Source organism: Sulfitobacter noctilucicola, assembly GCF_000622385.1.
GTDB lineage: Bacteria > Pseudomonadota > Alphaproteobacteria > Rhodobacterales > Rhodobacteraceae > Sulfitobacter > Sulfitobacter noctilucicola.
The window spans coordinates 668,918-686,552 of record NZ_JASD01000008.1; the positions used below are offsets into that span (position 1 = coordinate 668,918).

The 17,635-nt window shown below is 55.3% G+C and carries 21 protein-coding genes and 1 tRNA gene; 6 read left to right on the top strand and 16 right to left on the bottom strand.

Translation table 11 applies throughout. From position 1 onward, the window contains the following. Positions 1-167: 167 nt before the first annotated feature. The 5 genes from Z946_RS20515 to Z946_RS0107050 all read right to left on the bottom strand — a co-directional run bounded on the left by Z946_RS20515 (position 168) and on the right by Z946_RS0107050 (position 2,811). Positions 168-707, bottom strand: a complete 540-nt coding sequence (locus tag Z946_RS20515; RefSeq protein WP_037969093.1) for an ImmA/IrrE family metallo-endopeptidase — start codon at positions 705-707, stop codon at positions 168-170. Then, a complete protein-coding gene (locus Z946_RS0107035; protein ID WP_025055019.1) occupies positions 704-1,066 on the bottom strand; it encodes a helix-turn-helix domain-containing protein in 363 nt (120 codons plus the stop codon). Before Z946_RS0107035 ends, Z946_RS20515 begins: the two co-directional genes overlap by 4 nt. A gap of 140 nt (positions 1,067-1,206) precedes the next feature. Then, positions 1,207-2,010 carry a metallophosphoesterase gene (locus Z946_RS0107040; protein WP_025055020.1) on the bottom strand — a complete coding sequence of 268 codons (804 nt, stop codon included), beginning with the start codon at positions 2,008-2,010 and terminating at the stop codon, positions 1,207-1,209. Between the two features lie 5 nt (positions 2,011-2,015). Next, positions 2,016-2,243: a hypothetical protein gene (locus Z946_RS0107045; protein WP_025055021.1), complete on the bottom strand. Its 228-nt coding sequence runs from the start codon at positions 2,241-2,243 to the stop codon at positions 2,016-2,018. 1 nt (position 2,244) lies between these two features. Continuing rightward, on the bottom strand, positions 2,245-2,811 hold the full coding sequence (locus Z946_RS0107050; protein WP_025055022.1) for a metallophosphoesterase: 567 nt from the start codon (positions 2,809-2,811) through the stop codon (positions 2,245-2,247). On the opposite strand from Z946_RS0107050, the gene Z946_RS21580 reads away from it, so the two are divergent. Next, a complete protein-coding gene (locus Z946_RS21580; protein ID WP_160170270.1) occupies positions 2,810-2,962 on the top strand; it encodes a hypothetical protein in 153 nt (50 codons plus the stop codon). The genes Z946_RS0107050 and Z946_RS21580 overlap by 2 nt on opposite strands. A gap of 29 nt (positions 2,963-2,991) precedes the next feature. Here the strand turns inward: Z946_RS21580 and Z946_RS0107060 are convergent, their stop codons facing one another. Both Z946_RS0107060 and Z946_RS0107065 read right to left on the bottom strand, forming a co-directional pair. Further along, entirely contained in the window at positions 2,992-3,840 is an 849-nt protein-coding gene (locus Z946_RS0107060) for a hypothetical protein (protein ID WP_025055023.1), read from the bottom strand. Continuing rightward, positions 3,837-4,601 (bottom strand): P-loop NTPase family protein, encoded by a 765-nt coding sequence (locus Z946_RS0107065; protein WP_206537780.1) that lies wholly within the window; start codon positions 4,599-4,601, stop codon positions 3,837-3,839. Before Z946_RS0107065 ends, Z946_RS0107060 begins: the two co-directional genes overlap by 4 nt. A 78-nt stretch (positions 4,602-4,679) precedes the next feature. Here Z946_RS0107065 and Z946_RS0107070 point away from each other — a divergent pair, with 78 nt between their 5' ends. Beyond that, positions 4,680-4,892, top strand: coding sequence for a helix-turn-helix domain-containing protein (locus Z946_RS0107070; protein WP_025055025.1), 213 nt, complete (start codon positions 4,680-4,682; stop codon positions 4,890-4,892). 24 nt (positions 4,893-4,916) lie between these two features. Here Z946_RS0107070 and Z946_RS0107075 read toward each other — a convergent pair whose 3' ends face one another. From Z946_RS0107075 to Z946_RS0107110, 8 genes are all read right to left on the bottom strand, one after another. Then, positions 4,917-5,645: a M48 family metallopeptidase gene (locus tag Z946_RS0107075; protein ID WP_025055026.1), complete on the bottom strand. Its 729-nt coding sequence runs from the start codon at positions 5,643-5,645 to the stop codon at positions 4,917-4,919. Continuing rightward, positions 5,642-8,914: a type I restriction endonuclease subunit R gene (locus tag Z946_RS0107080; RefSeq protein ID WP_025055027.1), complete on the bottom strand. Its 3,273-nt coding sequence runs from the start codon at positions 8,912-8,914 to the stop codon at positions 5,642-5,644. Before Z946_RS0107080 ends, Z946_RS0107075 begins: the two co-directional genes overlap by 4 nt. 127 nt (positions 8,915-9,041) lie before the next feature. Then, a complete protein-coding gene (locus Z946_RS0107085; protein ID WP_025055028.1) occupies positions 9,042-9,773 on the bottom strand; it encodes a DUF3800 domain-containing protein in 732 nt (243 codons plus the stop codon). Positions 9,774-9,776: 3 nt separating this feature from the next. Continuing rightward, positions 9,777-11,189 carry an anti-phage deoxyguanosine triphosphatase gene (locus Z946_RS0107090; RefSeq protein ID WP_025055029.1) on the bottom strand — a complete coding sequence of 471 codons (1,413 nt, stop codon included), beginning with the start codon at positions 11,187-11,189 and terminating at the stop codon, positions 9,777-9,779. A gap of 34 nt (positions 11,190-11,223) precedes the next feature. Next, complete coding sequence (locus tag Z946_RS20520; protein ID WP_160170271.1) at positions 11,224-12,363, bottom strand: restriction endonuclease subunit S; 1,140 nt, start codon at positions 12,361-12,363, stop codon at positions 11,224-11,226. A gap of 29 nt (positions 12,364-12,392) precedes the next feature. Next, complete coding sequence (locus Z946_RS0107100; RefSeq protein WP_025055031.1) at positions 12,393-13,895, bottom strand: type I restriction-modification system subunit M; 1,503 nt, start codon at positions 13,893-13,895, stop codon at positions 12,393-12,395. Between the two features lie 61 nt (positions 13,896-13,956). After that, entirely contained in the window at positions 13,957-14,250 is a 294-nt protein-coding gene (locus Z946_RS0107105) for a hypothetical protein (RefSeq protein ID WP_025055032.1), read from the bottom strand. Further along, the gene (locus Z946_RS0107110; protein ID WP_025055033.1) at positions 14,247-14,678 is read right to left on the bottom strand and encodes a helix-turn-helix domain-containing protein; all 432 of its coding nucleotides are present in this window, start codon (positions 14,676-14,678) and stop codon (positions 14,247-14,249) included. The genes Z946_RS0107105 and Z946_RS0107110 overlap by 4 nt, the downstream gene beginning before the upstream one ends. A 121-nt stretch (positions 14,679-14,799) precedes the next feature. Here Z946_RS0107110 and Z946_RS0107115 point away from each other — a divergent pair, with 121 nt between their 5' ends. The 3 genes from Z946_RS0107115 to Z946_RS0107125 are packed head-to-tail and all read left to right on the top strand — an operon-like array spanning position 14,800 to position 16,200. Next, a complete protein-coding gene (locus Z946_RS0107115) occupies positions 14,800-15,012 on the top strand; it encodes an excisionase family DNA-binding protein (protein ID WP_025055034.1) in 213 nt (70 codons plus the stop codon). Further along, positions 15,009-15,203: a hypothetical protein gene (locus Z946_RS21585; RefSeq protein WP_025055035.1), complete on the top strand. Its 195-nt coding sequence runs from the start codon at positions 15,009-15,011 to the stop codon at positions 15,201-15,203. Before Z946_RS0107115 ends, Z946_RS21585 begins: the two co-directional genes overlap by 4 nt. Then, entirely contained in the window at positions 15,196-16,200 is a 1,005-nt protein-coding gene (locus tag Z946_RS0107125) for a tyrosine-type recombinase/integrase (RefSeq protein WP_081780792.1), read from the top strand. The genes Z946_RS21585 and Z946_RS0107125 overlap by 8 nt, the downstream gene beginning before the upstream one ends. A gap of 84 nt (positions 16,201-16,284) precedes the next feature. Here Z946_RS0107125 and Z946_RS0107130 read toward each other — a convergent pair. After that, positions 16,285-16,361, bottom strand: a tRNA-Arg gene (locus Z946_RS0107130). Between the two features lie 238 nt (positions 16,362-16,599). On the opposite strand from Z946_RS0107130, the gene Z946_RS0107135 reads away from it, so the two are divergent. After that, complete coding sequence (locus Z946_RS0107135) at positions 16,600-17,634, top strand: LacI family DNA-binding transcriptional regulator (RefSeq protein WP_025055037.1); 1,035 nt, start codon at positions 16,600-16,602, stop codon at positions 17,632-17,634. Position 17,635 lies beyond the last annotated feature (1 nt).

The window sequence follows — 17,635 nt, forward strand, 5'->3', positions numbered from 1 at the left end:
TCACCGTCCTTCGTCGGGGCGTATATTGCCTTTTGGCCCGAAATCCGCTAATGCAGCCCTGCTAGGAGACTGATTTGGGCTTACGGGAGGCTCTGCATCGTCAAGCCCCGGTTAGCACGACACAGAATTCGTTTGGAGGCTCAGGCTGCAACCTGAGCCTTCGTTCGTTAGAGCCTTCCCTTCTTTTTAAGGTAGCGAAGTCGATGCCCGGCCGCTTCGAACGACACACCATGGCGTTCCATCAGCGACTGTTCGTCATCCAAGTGGTCGCAGAATCCGTCTGGCATCAGCAATTCCGCAGCAAACTGATTGGCTTGAGGCTCGGCGAGCTTATAGGTTGGCACGCTTTCACCAAGGGCTTTGCGCGTATGTGGTACGTTAGTATGCATCGCGAAGTGTCCAAGTTCGTGCGCCGCGGTAAAACGACCGCGACCCTCCCCCCGACACGCAGCCTCATAGACATCCTCCCTTAGCTGGATAAATTCACCTTTCGGACAGGTTAGGCCCTCGGCTCCATCCATTTCAGCATGCGTTCCGACTTCAAAGCGAACCATGTTTAACTTTTGGTCCAAAACAAGCTCGATCAGCTCAATCACAGGAAAATATGCATGATCCGAGAGGCCGAAACGGTTGCGGATACTCGTCGCAACCCCTCGGATATTGTCCCAGCTTCGGGAGGGGACAATATAGTCTTGGCTTTGGCTCATTCGGAGCCCTCCTTGCGACCAAGGACAGCCAAAATCTCATGCAGCTCATCGTCCGTCAATGTGTCCATTCTGCGTGCCATCAGACCTGCTGTGTCGCGTTGCAGTGTCGTATTTGCTTCAAGCGTGAAGGCCTTACGGGACCGATCAGCCGCGCTTCGGAGAACTTCCGCTGCATCACCGACAAGGCGATAGGTTTGAATCACGAGTTCTTCGAACCCTGAAGGGGGCGATTTCTTTCCTGTCTCGACCGCAGAAACAAACGCGGACGATTTTTCAAGACGCTTGGCCATATCCAGCAGGCGCTCGTCTTTATCTATTCGGAGTTTTCGCAGTTCCTTCCCAATTTCGGTTGTTGTCATGGTCCGTCTCCCATTGTGGTTAACGCAATTTAACACTTTGGGTCTCCAAAATCAACCTCTTTGGTTAACATGATAATCCTCAGTGGTTTCTGAGTTTGAATTGTGTGCTTATGGAGTTGTCCGACTCCGCGGTGACAGGCTCAAATCTTCAACACGAAGGCTGGGTCGAACCTCACTCCTTCACCCGGATAGCCCCGCTGGTTCGTAATGAAACGGATTTCACCTTTTTCCCCTGCTCCGGTCCAGTTCTCGCCTTCATGGCTATGACCCCATATCCAAGTGTGGATCTCGAAGGCGCGGATTTCGTCCCAAAGATCGCAGGCGAACCCGTTGGTCATTGCGCGCTTTTCGTGGCCGCCGATTGTGCGCACTGGTGAGATCAGTTGGCGGACCGGCAGATGATGGGTCATGACGACAGTGGGGCCGCTATACGGTTCTCTAAGCCTGCTCAGCATGGCAGTCTTGTCGAGGGCATGACGTTCAAGCATGTCATCGATGGAAAAGCGTGTCTTGGGGGCGGTGCGAATGGCACGATAATCCTGCATGTAGGCGGACACCATCATCCGTGCCAAATATTCGAATGGTGGATAGAGCTTTAGATCAGTCCATAGGGTGGCACCAATGATGCGGACGCCAGCAATCTCCGTCGTTGCACCGTGGAGCACGCGGATGTCGAGGCCTTCACTGCGTAGGGTCTCAAGCTGCCGTTCTTCGTCTTCCAGAAGGTCAGACCAGATCGACCCGTAGGGCTCATGATTGCCCCAGATCAGCACAACAGGGCAGCCATATTTGCGCGCCGCGCGTGCCGGGATGTCCAGATGACGGCCCATCGTATGCGTGTCGCCAGCAATCAAAACCCCGTCCACTGGCGCGGTCAGATCAGGCAGGTCGAAGCCGTTCCAGAATTCATCATGCAGGTCACTCCAGACCAAGAAATGTGCCATACGACTTACTTTCTCATGATTTTGGGGAAGCGGTCTGGATCAATCCACTGCTTGCCATCCTTGGGTGCGCCCCATGGGTTGCCAAACAGTTTGTCGGCTGGGGCATCCTCAAATGCCAGATCACACGCGTTGAGAGCGCGTCTGGCGCGCTTGTGTTCGGCCTTCTTGAATGCCTTGTCGCTGGCCGCCTTTGTCATCCCGCAAATCGGTGTCTTTCTGTACGAGCGGGCCATCTCAAATTTCCTTCGCATTGTGCTCAACATCAGCCCAGTGTTTGTTCACTGGCAGCGTCTTGGCGCGGCGGGCGATGTCCTCAAAGCGGACGGGCATGTAGTCCCAGACATCAACGCCCGCGTTCACGCTGTTGCGGGACCCGCGCCAGTTGTTGTGAACATGGCCGAAGATCTGAAGCGCATCGCGGCGGGCGTGGTTCCAAGTGATCATGGGGTAGTGGCAGAGCGTGTGCGCCTGGTTCTGCGGTCCATCCCGGACCTCGGCCAGATGGGTGACGCTCGTCCATGGAAGCGCCTGTGTCGGTTCAAGGTCATGGTTGCCGACGATCAGATGCTTTTCTGCGCCGGGCAGCTTGTCGAATAGCTTGCGCAGCCAGTCGGTGTCTTTGGCCTTTGGTCCATGGGCGAAGTCGCCAATGATCCAGAGCGCGTCCGTGGGGCCGACCATGGCCCATAGGTTTTGCATCAGAACCGCGTCCATGTGGCTCGCTGACCGGAATGGGCGCTTACAGAACTTGATGACGTTCTCATGCCCGAAATGCGGGTCGGCGGTGTACCAGTTGGTCATGTCTTTTCTCCGTCGTCTGTCGTCGGCGGAGCGGCAATCTGGCGAAGCGGAGATGGGAATCATCAAAGGCGAACAGCGCGATGCCGCCCGCCATATGTGGGGGCGCTACAGGGTGATATGTACGCGTTTGATGTTCATGCGGCTCTCATAACGCCTTCCGGTGCGTCTGGCTATCCCTGTTCACAGATCCATGTCTGAGGCTTCCACCTCTTCGCCCGTCAGGGCCTCGACAATCTGCCGATCCAACTCGGCCATATGTTGGCGACCAAGCTCAAAGTCTTCCAATGAGAACCCGATGACAGTGCTGCCTGGTTCGCCGCGATAGCGGACGGTGAAGGTCGCAATGCACCCAGTCTTGATGTCCTCGTCACGCGGATAGGTGAAGCGGTATTCGACGTTGTTGCGATAGTGCTGGGCATTGCCGCACAACTCGTATTCTGAGCGGCGAACGCTGCCCGAGGCGAAGTTTTCTTCGTGGACCAAAGGAGGCAGGGCGTCCAGATCGGCAATGAACCCGTCTTCGCCCCAGGCATAGGTCAGGGTCATCTCGCGACCGTTGATCTCGACGCGCGAGGGCGGACCATAGGTTTCTTCGATCTGGGCTTTCAGTTCCAGTGGTTCGGGCAGCTGATCACTTGGCTGACGGATCGAGCGATGGATGGCCATGGGGCGCTGTTCCATTACATCCGACGATAGCATCGCGGTGAGCTGGTCCTGATCGGCCTTCGCGAGGCGTCCATTGATGCCGACATCACCGATGCGCGTGAACTTCTGATAGGTGAACTCAAAGACGTTCCCATCTGGCGACTGCACCCGCAGAACTTCACTCTCGCTTGTTGGGGCAGCGTCGCTGCGTTCTGCGTAGACTGACAAGATGTCATCCAGTGGGTCGCCGGGCTGGAGTCCAAGGATTTCGTAGGGGTATGGGCGTGCTTCCGGTGCGGGCAATGGCGTCAAGACATTCTCAGCCATGGCTGGCTGCGTCAGTGAGGTCATGGTGAGGGCTATGGTCAGCGATGTGCGGATCATGCGACGGCCTTTCTTTTGATGGGATAAGCGGACAGGCCGTCGAAGGATTCGAGACGATGACCGTTCAAGGCAAACTCGACCTCAAAGGCAAAACGTTGGACAGCAGTCCAAGCAAATTGCGCCTCGCGGTATCGGGCAAAGCCGGGCTTGTCAGGCCGACAGGCAAGCGATGCAGTGAAGTGTCCTATATCACCGTTGAGGATTTGATCAGACAATGCCTCAGCCCAAGGAAGTTCTGATGGGAACACCGCGTGATGGCCGAAGGTGCGGCGCGTTTCAACGGCCTCCGCCGCGCCATTCCGGCAGCCGTTGACCAGGCACATCAGATCTTCGGTTGGCCCCAAGTATTCGTCGATGCCGTCGAGAATACACCGTGCCTCGAACGGACTGATCGCGGGGGCGATGACCAGATCGGCGACGCCGAGAGCAGCAATCTGTGGCTCCCGAATACGCGCGGCCGTGTCGATCAGCAGAATATCAATACCCCGTTCATCAGCAGCAGCGGCGCTGTCCTCAACTTCCTCAGGCGTCCGGCATTCGATCAGCTCAAGCCGGGGTGGGCGAAACTTGCAGGCCGCCATCTGCTTTATCCAGTTTTGCAATGTCGATGGATGCGGACCGCTTGGATTGCTGCCCGCCAGGTCTGTGCAGTCCATCACCGCTACGCGCTTACCTTGCGCGAGAAAGCCAGAGGCAAGCGCCATTGTAGCGATAGTGCGACCGGAGCCACCCTTGCTCGCAAAGAAGGTGATGGTGTGCATCGACATGAACCGTCTATTGCTCAAAATACATATTATAGTTGATAACATTAAAGTATGTAATTTCCAATGGTCAGGCGCATGGATATGCGCAAATTGGTTGGAAATAACTTCGCACGCCTGCGGCGAGAAAAAGGCCTCACACAGGAACAGATCGAAGAACGTTCAGGCTTCAGTCAGCAATATCTAAGTGGCTTGGAGCGCGGGAAACGTAACCCAACGGTGATCACCCTCTACGAGTTGGCGCAAGCTTTGGACGTAGATCATGTTGAGTTGGTTTCGCCGACCAAATGATCGCCCACTCTTAAACAACGCCGGTCACTCAGAAAAGAAGAGCTCCGCAAGGCCATCAAGGTGACACTTCGATTTTCGCCAATCACTGACATGAACATCGATCAGTTTCCAGAAGGCGGACCCATGATCATGATGCTTCAGATGTGCAAGCTCATGGATCAGAACATAGTCAATACAGTCCCGTGGTGCCTTTACCAAATGAGGGTTAACGATAATCTCGCCCGACGGAGAACAACTGCCCCACTGACGGGACATCTCCAACAACCGGAAAGTCGGAACCGTATCTACCCATGGCAGTTTGTTTGAAAGGGTGCCTATGCGGCGGGCCAGATAGTCACGACCCGTCACACGATACCAGGCTCGTATCCGCCCCTTGATGTCGTCCCGAGAGGCTTTCAAGGTCTGGACCTCCAGTCGGTTGCCACGCAGCCGAGCAGGACCAGGCTTACCATCGACGGGGATGACCTTGAGCATGTATCGACGGCCCAGGTAGAGCACCTGTTCGCCGGATACGTATTCCTTGGGCCTGACATGGGCATATCTCTCTCTGGCCTCGCTCACATGCCCCACCACCCAACGGGCCCGCTTCTGGACGGCGGCCTTTATGTTGTCATCGGAGAACCCTGGTGGGGCATCGACGGCCACCGATCCATCAGGATTAACGTGGATGGCGACGCGGGACCGTCGGGTTTCATCCACGGTAACTTGATAGGGAATCCGATCATCGCCGTATGCCAGAACAAAGCTCGTCATGACTTGCTGGCACCAGCACGGACAATAGTGACGATCCGGTCGATCAGCGTGTTGGCGTCGTCTAATCCGCCGAAGAACTTGAAATATCGAGGCAGCAGAGCTTTGCGTATCTCGGCCTCGATGCTGCCAGGATTGATGGAATGGGCCTGCACAGCATCATCAACAGTGGTGTCGATGTGCATGGCCTCCTCGATAATCACCTCTTCGGGGTGCTGGGTATCACCAAGATGCTCCAACAAGGCACCGTAGTAGGCGGCAGCCCTGGGATTATCGGCAAACTGATCTGGCACACCAGGTGTCCGCCTTGCAGCAACCCGTTCCTCCAGGTCTTTGAACAAGGTGTATTGTTTGCCAGGGTGGTCAAACATCGCCTCTGCCGCCGCGATGGCCTCTTTCAGTAGGTCAGAGAACACCCGTTGTGCGTAGGGATCATCAATCAGGTCCTGTTCAATGGTCTTGCGGATGCGGGTCTTGATGACATCCGCCTCGGTGCGGGTTTTCTCATCTGACCAGTCTTCAGGATCATCGGATTGACCCAGAGTATCGACACGAATGAAACCTTCTGGGTCCTCGATCTCCTGACCGATGACCTGCTTGTCCACCATCCGGCGGATTTGGTCCTCGTATTCTGAGAAGTCCACGGTCTCTTGTGCATCGCGCTTGGCCTGCACACGCAGTTCCGTGAAGAACCGCAGATCGCGTTTGTAACCCTGGATGGTCTTCTCGTCGAAGGCCTCATCCTCGAAGAACGTGCGAGATGACAGTGCCAGCTTGAGGCACATCCCGAACTCGGTCAGTGCGTCGTAGAAGTCTTCTCGCACCTTCTGGTTCTGGTCGATGCTGTGTCCGGCTTCATCCTCGGCGACCATCGGCACTAGGACACGACGGAACTGTTCCGTGTCTTGCTTGTTCTCAACGCCGCTAAAGATGGACCAGAGGGCATCATGCAGACCTGGCAGGCGTTTGTATTCGACTGAGACGTTCGAGACGGTTCCAGCGAGATCATCGATCTCGTATCCGGCCTGTGTCTGGGAGGCCAGGTCCTGATAATCCTGAATGGACGTGTCTAGCTCTGCCAGGATGCCACGGTAGTCGATCAGGTAACCGAATTGCTTTGCCTCGTGCAGTCGGTTCACCCGTGCAATCGCCTGAAGAAGGTTATGCCCCTTCAAATGCTTGTCGATGTAGAGAACCGCGTTGCGCGGCTCGTCAAAGCCAGTCAGTAGCTTGTCCACCACGATCAAAATGTCCGGTGCTCCGTCCGTGCCAAACCGCTCGATGATGTCCGTCTCGTAAGCTTCTGGATCGTTACCGACGTTCATTTTCCACCAGGCTTGCACTTCCGGTGTCTTGGCCTCGTCGGTGTCTTCGTGCCCCTCACGAGTATCCGGTGCCGAGATCACGACGGCACTGGTTACCATCCCCGTATCATCCAAAGCCTTCTTATAGCGGATCGCAGACAGTTTGCTGTCGGTCGCAAGTTGCGCTTTCAGACCCAGACCGAGCTTTGCGAAGTTCTCAGTGAAATGGGTAGCAATGTCCCAAGCGATCAGGTCGATCCGACCACCCGCACCGTATACCTGACCACGGCTGGAATATTTCTGCTTCAGGTCAGACCTCTGGTTGTCCGACAGCCCTGTGGTGATCTTGTCGAACCAGGCATCAATCGCAGTGTCATTGATATCGACGATGGGCTTTCGTTCTTCATAAACGAGCGGGGTTACCGCACCATCCTCAACCGCATCTTGCATCGTATAAGCATGAAGGATCGGGCCGAACTTGTTTCGGGTCTTGTCCTCTTTCAGCAGCGGGGTGCCTGTGAACGCGATGAAGGCCGCGTTAGGCAGGGCCTGCCGCATCCGCTCATGGTTCTCACCACCCTGGCTACGGTGTCCCTCATCCACCAGCACAATGATCTTGTCCGACGTGTTCTTGCATTCCGGCAGCTTGGTGGCCGAGTTGAACTTCTGGAGAAGCGTGAAGATGATCCGTTCTGATCCTGATCCGATCCTCTGGGCCAAATCACGACCAGACTGCACCTTCGATGTTTCACCGTCCTTCTTGGTGGCAAAAGCGGACCCGAAGGCCCCGCCCGTCATGAAAGTCGCGGAAAGCTGCTTTTCCAGGTCCACACGGTCAGTGACGATAATGATGCGGCATCCTGCAAGTTCAGGGTCCAGAAGCAGCGCCTTGGCCAGGAATACCATCAGGTTCGACTTGCCCGACCCCGTGGTGTGCCAGATCACACCGCCTTCACGGCTGCCGTCGGGTTTCTGCTGGGCCACCTGAGACAGGATCGCTTTCGCACCCTGGACCTGCTGATATCGGGCCGCGATCTTGCCGAGCTTCCGGTCGAAGAAAATGAACCGCCTTGTAAAGTCTAGAAGCCTGTCAGGGCGCAACAGACTGATGATGAGCCTATCCTGCACTGTGGGCCACACAGCGCCGCTGTGAAGCCTCTCGAAGTCATCACGCATCGACTTGGGCTTGTCAGCGAACAGCGCCTCTCTCTGAGCCTCTGAGAGCGGCGTGGACTTCACGGCCTGCATCTCGGCCTCGGTTATCTCCTCTTCGCTCCAGGAGCCCCAGAATTTGGCGGGTGTTCCCGTGGTGGCATACCGCCCATCGGTGCCAGAGATCGACATGAGCACCTGGCTATAGGCGTAGAGGTCCTGGATGCCGTCAGGTTTCTGGTTTCTCAGATGTTGGCTTATGCCCTCGGTCACCATTGCTGCGTCCTTGGTTGAAGACACAGGACGCTTTGCCTCGACCACCACCAGGGGGATACCGTTCACGTAGCAGACCACATCCGGCCGGAACCGCCCCATCCCTGCGGGGCGTTCAACACTCAATTCTTCGGTCACCTGAAACTGGTTCGCGGTTAGGTCGGTCCAGTCGATCAGCGGCACCGTGACGGAGGTGCGCTGACCATCAACGAACTCGGTCACCGTGATCCCCAGCGTGAGGTGTTTGTAGATCGCTTCGTTGGCGGGGATCAGCCCTTCGTTCAGACCCGTGGCGCTGATCTCTCTGATCACCTGATCGATACCACCAGCGGAGAGCGGATAGGTCTGCCCCTTGAACGCATACCGATGAGCCGCCAGCCGTTCCCGCAGCACAGGCTCCAAAAACACCGCCCGCTCCGAACTGCGCAAAGCCAAAGCATCCGCCGCAGACAGATACTCCCATCCCATAGCCATCAGCACATGCAAGGCAGGCAATTTTGAAGACGCCTCTTCGCGGGTGTCAGGGGTGCGGGGTTGGGTCATGAACGAACGGCCTGATGCCAAAGAATTTGCAATTTCGTAGGAAGTTTCCTACATACTAGACAAGGATTGGGAATTACCTGGTCGGCGACGGGGTGCTGGGAAACTGGTGCCCTTTTGCTTTTCTGGGTCATGGGAACTCCTTCACAGCCCCCATCTTCGTCATAATGACCTCCAAGGCGCGATTGGATTGGCCGGGCCGCAACGTCCGCAATGCAAGTGGCCGTGCCGTCAGATCGGCAAGCTGCAATCCGGTGGAGTTGACTGATTTCTTTGCAAACTTCGGCTCGAACTCCATGATTTCAAACTTGTGCTTTCGGTAGCCCCAGTGACCCTCCCCGGCGACGATGCGGCGAAAGGTAAGCTCTAGGTCGTCATCCTCTGCCTTGCCGCGACATTCAAACACTACATGGGTTAGCCGCCCCTCTTGGCCATTCTCACGCAAAAAGGCTTGCAGCCGCTCCAGACAGAAGTGCAGCGCTAGATCGTAGGGGCTCCATGGGTTTGCGTACTTCGCGGTCAATTTCACCTTGTCGATCACAGATGCAATGATGGTGATGGGCGCATCGACCATGACCTGGTTGAGGTCCTCGTAGAACTGCTCTCGCAAGCTGCGGTCGGTCAACAGGAAGGTGAAGTCACCCTTCGACTTTCGGATTTCATGCTCGTGCAGGACGACCGAGTCGTGCCCCCAGTACTTAAACTTGAGGGCCTGCATGGCTGGGACCACTTGGGACAGATACTCGTCCTTTTTGACCACACAAAACGACAGCGAGAAGACCGGAAAATCTGCGTCAATGGAGGTCAGGCTGTGATCGCCGCTCTCATCGACGTAAACGATGTAATCCGAGAACTCAGCCATGCTTCACAGCCTGTCAAAAACCGAACCGACACGTGGTTCGAATAACTGTTGATATCGCTTGGTGGCATACTCATCCGTCATCCCTGCGATGTAGTCACATATGACACGTGGAGTTGGGGTCTCTCCGCCACCCTGAATCGTCCGCTGATAGTCTCTGGGGTCTAACAATCGCTTTGGGTCGGTTGCGAACACAGCAAACAACTCAGCCACGATTTTCTGGCCCTTGAACTCAAGCTGCTGGACCGGAGTGCTTTTGATGACCAATTCGACGACGATCTCTTTGAGAGTTCGCAATGCCTCTTCATTCTCTTTGTCGAAAACGGCCTGGAAGGCAAAGATGTCGTCGGCAAACGCAGGTTTTTCCTGGCGCACTAACTTCGCTCGTTCGACGAAGAATCCAACCAGATGACCGATCACCCGCTTTCGTTCTTGCGTGCCAGAATTGAACAGCTTCTTCGCAAAATCATCAAATTTGCCGTCGTGGTGTACATCCAAGAACGGCTGTATCAGCGCTTTTCGGACCTCTTCTGTGTCCTCGTCAGTTTTCTCATACCATTGGCAGAATGTTTGATGGCGGATGAGGCCCAGACCTACGGCATCTTCCAGATCGTGCACGCCGTAAGCAATGTCATCCGCCAACTCCATAATCGACGTGTCGAGGGACTTGTGCTTGGTCTTGGGATGTTTCCCCTTCTTGGATGCTGGGTAGACTTTGCTTAGCTCAGACCAATCATCCAGATCAGCTGCAACCCACCCCATAACCACGTCATCGTGTTCCTCATTCAGGTAACACTTTGGGGGTTTGAAGGAACTCGCGACGAAGATTGATGAGGGATCAACCTGAACCGAAAAGTCCTTGTCTTTCTCTTCCGCCGGAGGCGTAGCGGGTTTCCCACCTGGGTAGTTGTTCCAATCGACGACATCATCGTAGGGTGCCGGGTACTTGATCACGCCCAAGACGGCCCGTTTGGTCAGGTCCATGCCAAACTGTTCGCTATAGGGCTCAAGCTTCGTCACAATGCGCAGTGTTTGGCCGTTCCCCTCGAAACCACCGTAAGGGAGCATGCATCTGTTCAGGGCGACTTCCCCACCATGGCCAAAAGGAGGGTGACCAAGATCATGCGCAAGGCAAATGGTGCTCATCAGCATTGGTGGTGGCAGGATCGCCCGTTCCGGCGAACCCTCTTCCTGTTCACGGTACAGCTTCTTGGTGATGGCCACACCGATCTGGCTGACTTCCATCGAGTGGGTCAGCCGAGTCCGGTTGAAGTCGCTGTCCCCCATGCCCAAGACCTGTGTCTTCGCCTGAAGTCTTCGGAATGCGGCGGAATGCACGACACGCGCAAAATCGCGTTCATATTCGGTCCGCTTGCCGTTCTTACTGCGATCAGCGCGTCGTTCTTCCCAATTGGTCATTCAATCCACTTTCATAAAAATATCGTCAATAAAATCAGACCACCACTCGCCGCTTCCCCGTCAGCAGTTGCTGCATCAAGGCCTTCTTTTCGGTGCGGAGTTTCTGAACCTGTGCAACCAAATCGCCGACCTCACCGTCGCAACCTTCAAAAACTTGACCAATTGCATTCTGTTCAGCACGGGTGATGCCTGGAACTTTGAAGTCCCGAATATCCTTCATAGTGATATGGGCGATGCCAGTCGCAGTCTTCATTCTCTCACAGTGTGCAAAGAAATCATGTGAGCAGATGTTGGCATATAAGAAACTGGGGTCTGAATCCTTAGACCGAACGCGGGCGACGCGTTGCACCAACAGCAAGGGTTCTTCTGGCTCTTTAGCAAGATAGGCGTGGCTGCGACCAACATACCCGTCCATAGCAATTACGATGTCGCCAGCGACTAGGCGATAGTCTTCTAGACCAATGTCCGATGGCCAATGGACCGTGATGGAAGGTGACCAGTCGAGATATCCACGTTTGACATTTGACCCTCTGACCAGCTTGTGGCCGTCGTCCGTGAACTCGTTAGACTTAAATGCGGGCCCCGAAATAATTTCAGCGATTTGGCCCAACCGCACCTCTTCCCACGGCTGGTCTTCGAACTCTGGGAAGCGGCGTTTACCTGTGAGGAGTTGTTGCATGAGGGCGCGTTTTTGGGTGCGGGCGGTGGCCAGCAGGGCTTCTGTCTTCTCGATGGCCGCGTCCCAGGTCGAGAGGATATCCGCGATCTTCTGTTGTTCGGGGAGTGGGGGGATGTCGACTGGAACTTTCAGGGCATCATTTGGATATAGACGAAGCCTGTCATTGGTTAGGCCATATGAATACGCCCAGAAATTATGGATCATCCTATCTGTCTTGAAGAGGTAGGCAGCGTAACGCGGGTCGAGGTTCGACTGTGGTGCAAGGACTACGTAAGCAGGGCTAACTAGAGCTTCTTCATGTGCCAGGCCCGATGCACCCTGCCACATGCGCATCATGTTGTATGCGATATCGCCAGGAAGAACCCGCAGGTGCTGTATGGGGTCGAGGTTGGTGTCAGTCTTGCGTTCAAGACTATCACGCCGCACCAAGCCATTGTTGAGCGTAACTGACAAAGTTGGCAAACCAGCTTCGCCTTTATGGCGTCTGCTGGTCATGTAGTCACCAAGTCTAGAGGGCTGATTACTCATGTGAGGTCTAGCTCTTCCAGAAATCCTGACATCCGCGCTTCCAACTCGGCCAGATCGTCCTTCAGCTTCGCCCGTTCGGCACGGACGGCCATCAGGTCGATCTCTTCCTCCTCCTCGAATGTGTCCACGTAACGGGGGATGTTCAGGTTGAAATCGTTCTCTTCGATCTCGGCCCGTGTGGCGCGGTAGGCGTATTTGTCCACGGTGTCCCTTGCGGCGTAGGTCTGGACGATCTTGTCGATGTGTGCGGCATCCAGTGCGTTCTGGTTGGTGCCTGAGATGAACTCACGGGACGCATCAACGAACATCACGGTATCGTCGGGTTTGTGTTTGCGGAACACCATCAGGGCGGCTGGGATGCCTGTGCCGAAGAACAGCTTTTCTGGCAGGCCGATGACGGCATCCAGCAGATTCTCCTCAATCAGCTTTTGGCGGATTTTCCCCTCCGACGATCCACGGAACAGCACCCCGTGGGGCACGACCACCACGGCGCGGCCTGATTTAGGTTTCAGCGTCTCGATCATGTGCAGGATGAAGGCATAGTCGCCTTTGGTCTTTGGCGGGATGCCACGGCGGAAGCGGGCGAACTTGTCGGTCTCGGCGGCTTCGGTGCCCCACTTGTCGAGGGAGAAGGGCGGGTTGGCGACGACGATATCGAAGTGCCGCAGGGCGTCGTCCTTGGTGCGGAGCTTGGGGTTGCGGATCGTGTCGCCCCATTCGACCTGATGGTTCTCTTCGCCGTGCAGGAACAGGTTCATCTTGGCCAGCGCCCAGGTGGAGCCGATGGCCTCTTGCCCATAGAGCGCATAGCCCTTGCCGCCGCTGTTGCGGATCAGCCTTCCGCACTTCATCAGCAGGGAAGCGGACCCACAGGTGGGATCGCAGATGTGGTCCCCAGGTTGCGGGTCAGCCAAGCGGGCCATGAGGTCGGACACCTCGGCAGGGGTATAGAACTCGCCCGCCTTCTTGCCCGCCGTGGCTGCGAAGCGGGAGATCAGGTATTCATAGGCCCCGCCGATGATGTCGAGTTGCCCGACACGGGACGGGCGCAGGTCGAGGGCGTCTTTGGCGAAGTCCTCAAGCAGGTGGCGGAGGATATCGTTCTTCTGTTCCTCGTCCCCGAGCTTGTTGGAGTTGAAGCTGATGTCCTGGAACACATCGCGGAGCTTGTCGCCGTTGGCCTCTTCGATGGCATGGAGGGCCTTATCGATGCGTTCACCATTCCCCGCCTCATGCCGCCGTTTATGCAGGGCGTCGAAGTTGGCCCCGTGCGGTAGCTTGAAAGCTTCCTGCTGCATCATCGCCTCGACCAGTTCGGGGCTGTCGGGGTGATCGGCCTGGTAACGGGCGTGGTGGTCTTTCCATACGTCGCTGACGTATTTCAGGAATAGCAGGGTAAGCACATAGTCCTTGTAGACTGATGGATCGACTACACCCCTGAAGGTGTCACAGGCTCCCCACGCGGCTTTATTGATTTCGGCTTGGGTGACTGGGGTCATGATTTGTTTGCCTGCACTTCGATGGTTCTTTTCTTATGTTTTTGGGCGTGGCTGCCATTTTTCATGCTTCGCGCATCCGAAGGCGAAAGAGGCGCCGCATTTCACTTGCGGAATACGCGATGACGGCAAGCCAAACACACATCAAACTGAATATGAATTCGGGTGTCTCAACACCTAGCACGATCAGACAATAGCCGTGCGTGACCCACGCCAATATGGCTACAACACTGGCGAAAACTGCCAAGTAAAACGGCCCCTTCAAGGCGTCTGGCAACCATTCATCCGATCCGTATTCGTTAAAGAGTGCGTCGATTTCGCCGTTTGGAATACGGCCTATAGGGGTAAAATCTGTCATGCTGCTACGTCCAATAATTCGTCCAAGCCAAGCGCCTGAAGTTCGGGTTTGTCACCGGTTTTGCGGAACTCTGCGATCCGCTCTGTGTACAAGCGACAAACGATCATCCATCGCTTTTTGATGCCAAGCCGCATTGATCGCTCTTCGAGGCGTTCTTCGACCTGCATCAGGATTGATCCAAGTTCTTCCATGATCTGCGTTTCACGGTTTTGTATGCCTTCTTCGCCGTCCAGCACCCAAAGGGGATCGGCGCGATAAAGTTCGAGCAGCTTAGCCAAAACGGCAGCCGGCATCTCTCGCTCACCCCGTGCATAGTTGTGCAAAGTCGTGCGACTTACACCTAGTGCTGAAGCAAACCCAGCCTGGGACAGTTCGTTTGCACGCCGCAATTGATCCAGACGATCACCAATGCTTGTTTCGGTGCTCAATTATCTACACCCACAGTCTTGACCATTTTTGACGACTCTCGTTAACATATGTGAACAAACAGAGTGTGTTTGCGAATTCTCACGCAAACTGTAACATTTTGCGAACAGGAGTCACCATTCGATGACGAATCTTGAACAGAATTTGGAAAGTCCTCGAGAAGTCGCTTTGCGGGTTGGCTGGCCATTGGCGAGGGTGAGAAAGCTGATCAGAGACCGAGAGATACGGCATCTCAAAATTGGCGGTCTCTATTTCGTCCCGCAAGGCGCGGTTGAAGAATACCTTGCAGCAAGAACCGTCGAACCAGATTTCGCCAACAAACAGGTCACAAGATGAGCCGCCCCGCTGCCCCATCAATGCCGACCGAGAAGCAAATTCGCGATGTATCCGAAGTTATGGCTAAACTGAACCCAGAGGCCAAGATCCATCGTATCGGTCCAGATGGCGTTACATTCGTGTACGGCGAGGAGTTTTCATTCCAAGCTTGGTCTAACGAGCCATTTTCGGCAGAGGTAAAGCATGACTGAGAAATACCTCCGCTCTCGGCAGCGACGTGGGCGTTGGTTCCATACCTATAGACGTTTCAATAAAGAAATTTCGTTGGAAGTTCACGGTCTTGAACCCTCCGACCCAAGAGTGAAGGCCGCGTATTGGGTAGAACATGCAAAATGGGAGCATAGTCCACCCGAAGCGGTCACGCCTGCAAAGGGAACATTCGCTTGGGCACTCGCAGCCTATCAGTCGGGGAACTGGAAGTGGCTGAACGAGTACAAAGAAAGCACCAAAAAATCACGGAAAGCCATCTTCAAGCGTTACAAGGAGCAGCAAGGAAAACGCTTGCTAACACAGATTTCACCGCAAGCCATTGAGAGCGCGCTCTACGCAAAAGGAGGTCATGGAGCAGTCAATGAATACAAAGCGCTGAAGCCAGTCTTTGAGCATGCCAAGCGGCTCGGTTTCATTCGGATTAACCCTATGGCTGATATCGAATTAGACAAGCCGACCCCGAAGGAGCTTCCAACGGCGGATGCAGATGACATCTCGGCATTCATCGGGCAATGGGAGATTGGCACAGTTCAGCGACTTATCTTCGATCTTGCTCTCTATACGGGTGCGGCCCGAGTTGATCTGGCACATATCGGGCGACACAACATCAAGAACGGCATGCTGAAATTTGATCGGCAAAAAACAGGCGTCACAAGCTATGTACCGCTGACCCATGAACTGCGGGCCGTTATCGCTCGGACGCCAGACATCTCACCGACTTTTATCCTGAGTAAACACGGCAAGCCATATGCTGTCGAAAGTATCGGAAACATGTTCCGCGAGGCTGCAATCGAAGCAGGCATGACAGCAAGACTGCATGGATTGCGCAAAGCCTTTTGCGTTTACTGGGCTGAACAAGGCAAAACTGTGCATCAAATCGCGGCCATGGCAGGCCATGTAACGTTGAAGGAGGTGGAGCGCTATACTCGCGCTGCTGACCGAGAGCAAATTGTCAGACTCATCATCCAGGGTGCGTAGTTTGGGACACGCAAACCCAGGCAATGGGACACAAAAAGCCAAACATCTGAATTTAAAGGAGAAAAGTAAATGATCGCGGAGAAATGGCGACCCCGGCAGGATTCGAACCTGCAACCTGCCCCTTAGGAGGGGGCTGCTCTATCCAGTTGAGCCACGGGGCCGTCTCGTTGGTTTACCGCCTGAAAGAACCTATTGCCATGCTATCCAGCAAAATTTCATATCATAGCGACAGCGATCTGGTTTTCGTGAATGCTAAAAAGCGTCGGCTATCTTACAACCGGATCGACCCAACCGTCGCCTTGGCCACCAATAGACCCGACAGCGAATGAAACGATATGGGGCCTTGCGCCGCAAACTGGCCATGCGATAGCCTAAGATTAAAACCAGTCAGGAATATTTGTGTCTCAAGCTGCCAAACGACCGCTCACGCTGCGCGATGTATCCGAAGCCTGTGGCGTCTCTGAAATGACGGTCAGCAGGGTGTTGCGCAACCGGGGCGATGTCTCGGCTGCGACGCGCGATAAAGTGTTGGCCGCCGCCAAGGAGCTTGGTTACGTCCCAAACCAGATTGCAGGTTCTCTGGCGTCGCAGCGGGTCAATTTGGTCGCCGTGATCATTCCGTCGCTCAGCAACATGGTGTTTCCAGAAGTTCTGAACGGCATCAATCAGGTGCTTGAGGACACGCCCCTGCAACCTGTTGTCGGTGTCACCGACTACATGCCCGAAAAAGAAGAGCGGGTTCTGTACGAAATGCTGTCATGGCGCCCATCGGGGGTGATCATCGCGGGCCTCGAACACTCTGATGCAAGTCGAGCGATGCTGGCCAACGCAGGCATTCCGGTGGTTGAGATCATGGATACCGACGGCAAGCCGGTGGATGCCATGGTCGGTATTTCGCACCGTCGTGCGGGCCGCGAGATGGCTCAAGCGATACTGAAGGAAGGCTATGAGCATATCGGATTCATGGGCACGAAGATGCCATTGGACCACCGTGCACGGAAAAGATTTGAGGGTTTCACCGAAGCATTGGCGAAAGCCGGTGTCGAGATCGAGGACCGCGCCTTCTATTCCGGCGGTTCGGCTCTGGCTAAGGGGCGCGAGATGACACAGGAGATGTTGGAGCGGTCGCCTGATCTGGATTTCCTGTATTATTCCAACGACATGATCGGCGCAGGTGGGCTGCTCTATCTGATTGATCAGGGCGTCGATATTCCGGGTCAGATCGGGCTAGCCGGTTTCAATGGCGTTGAACTTTTGCAGGGCTTACCCCGTCAGCTGGCCACGATGGATGCCTGCCGGATCGAAATTGGTCAGGCGGCAGCGAAGATCATACTGAACGAGACATCGGACACGCCCGACCCCGATCTGGACCAGCACATTACCCTGACACCAACCTTGTCATTTGGGGATACGCTGCGCCGGCGCAGACGTTGAT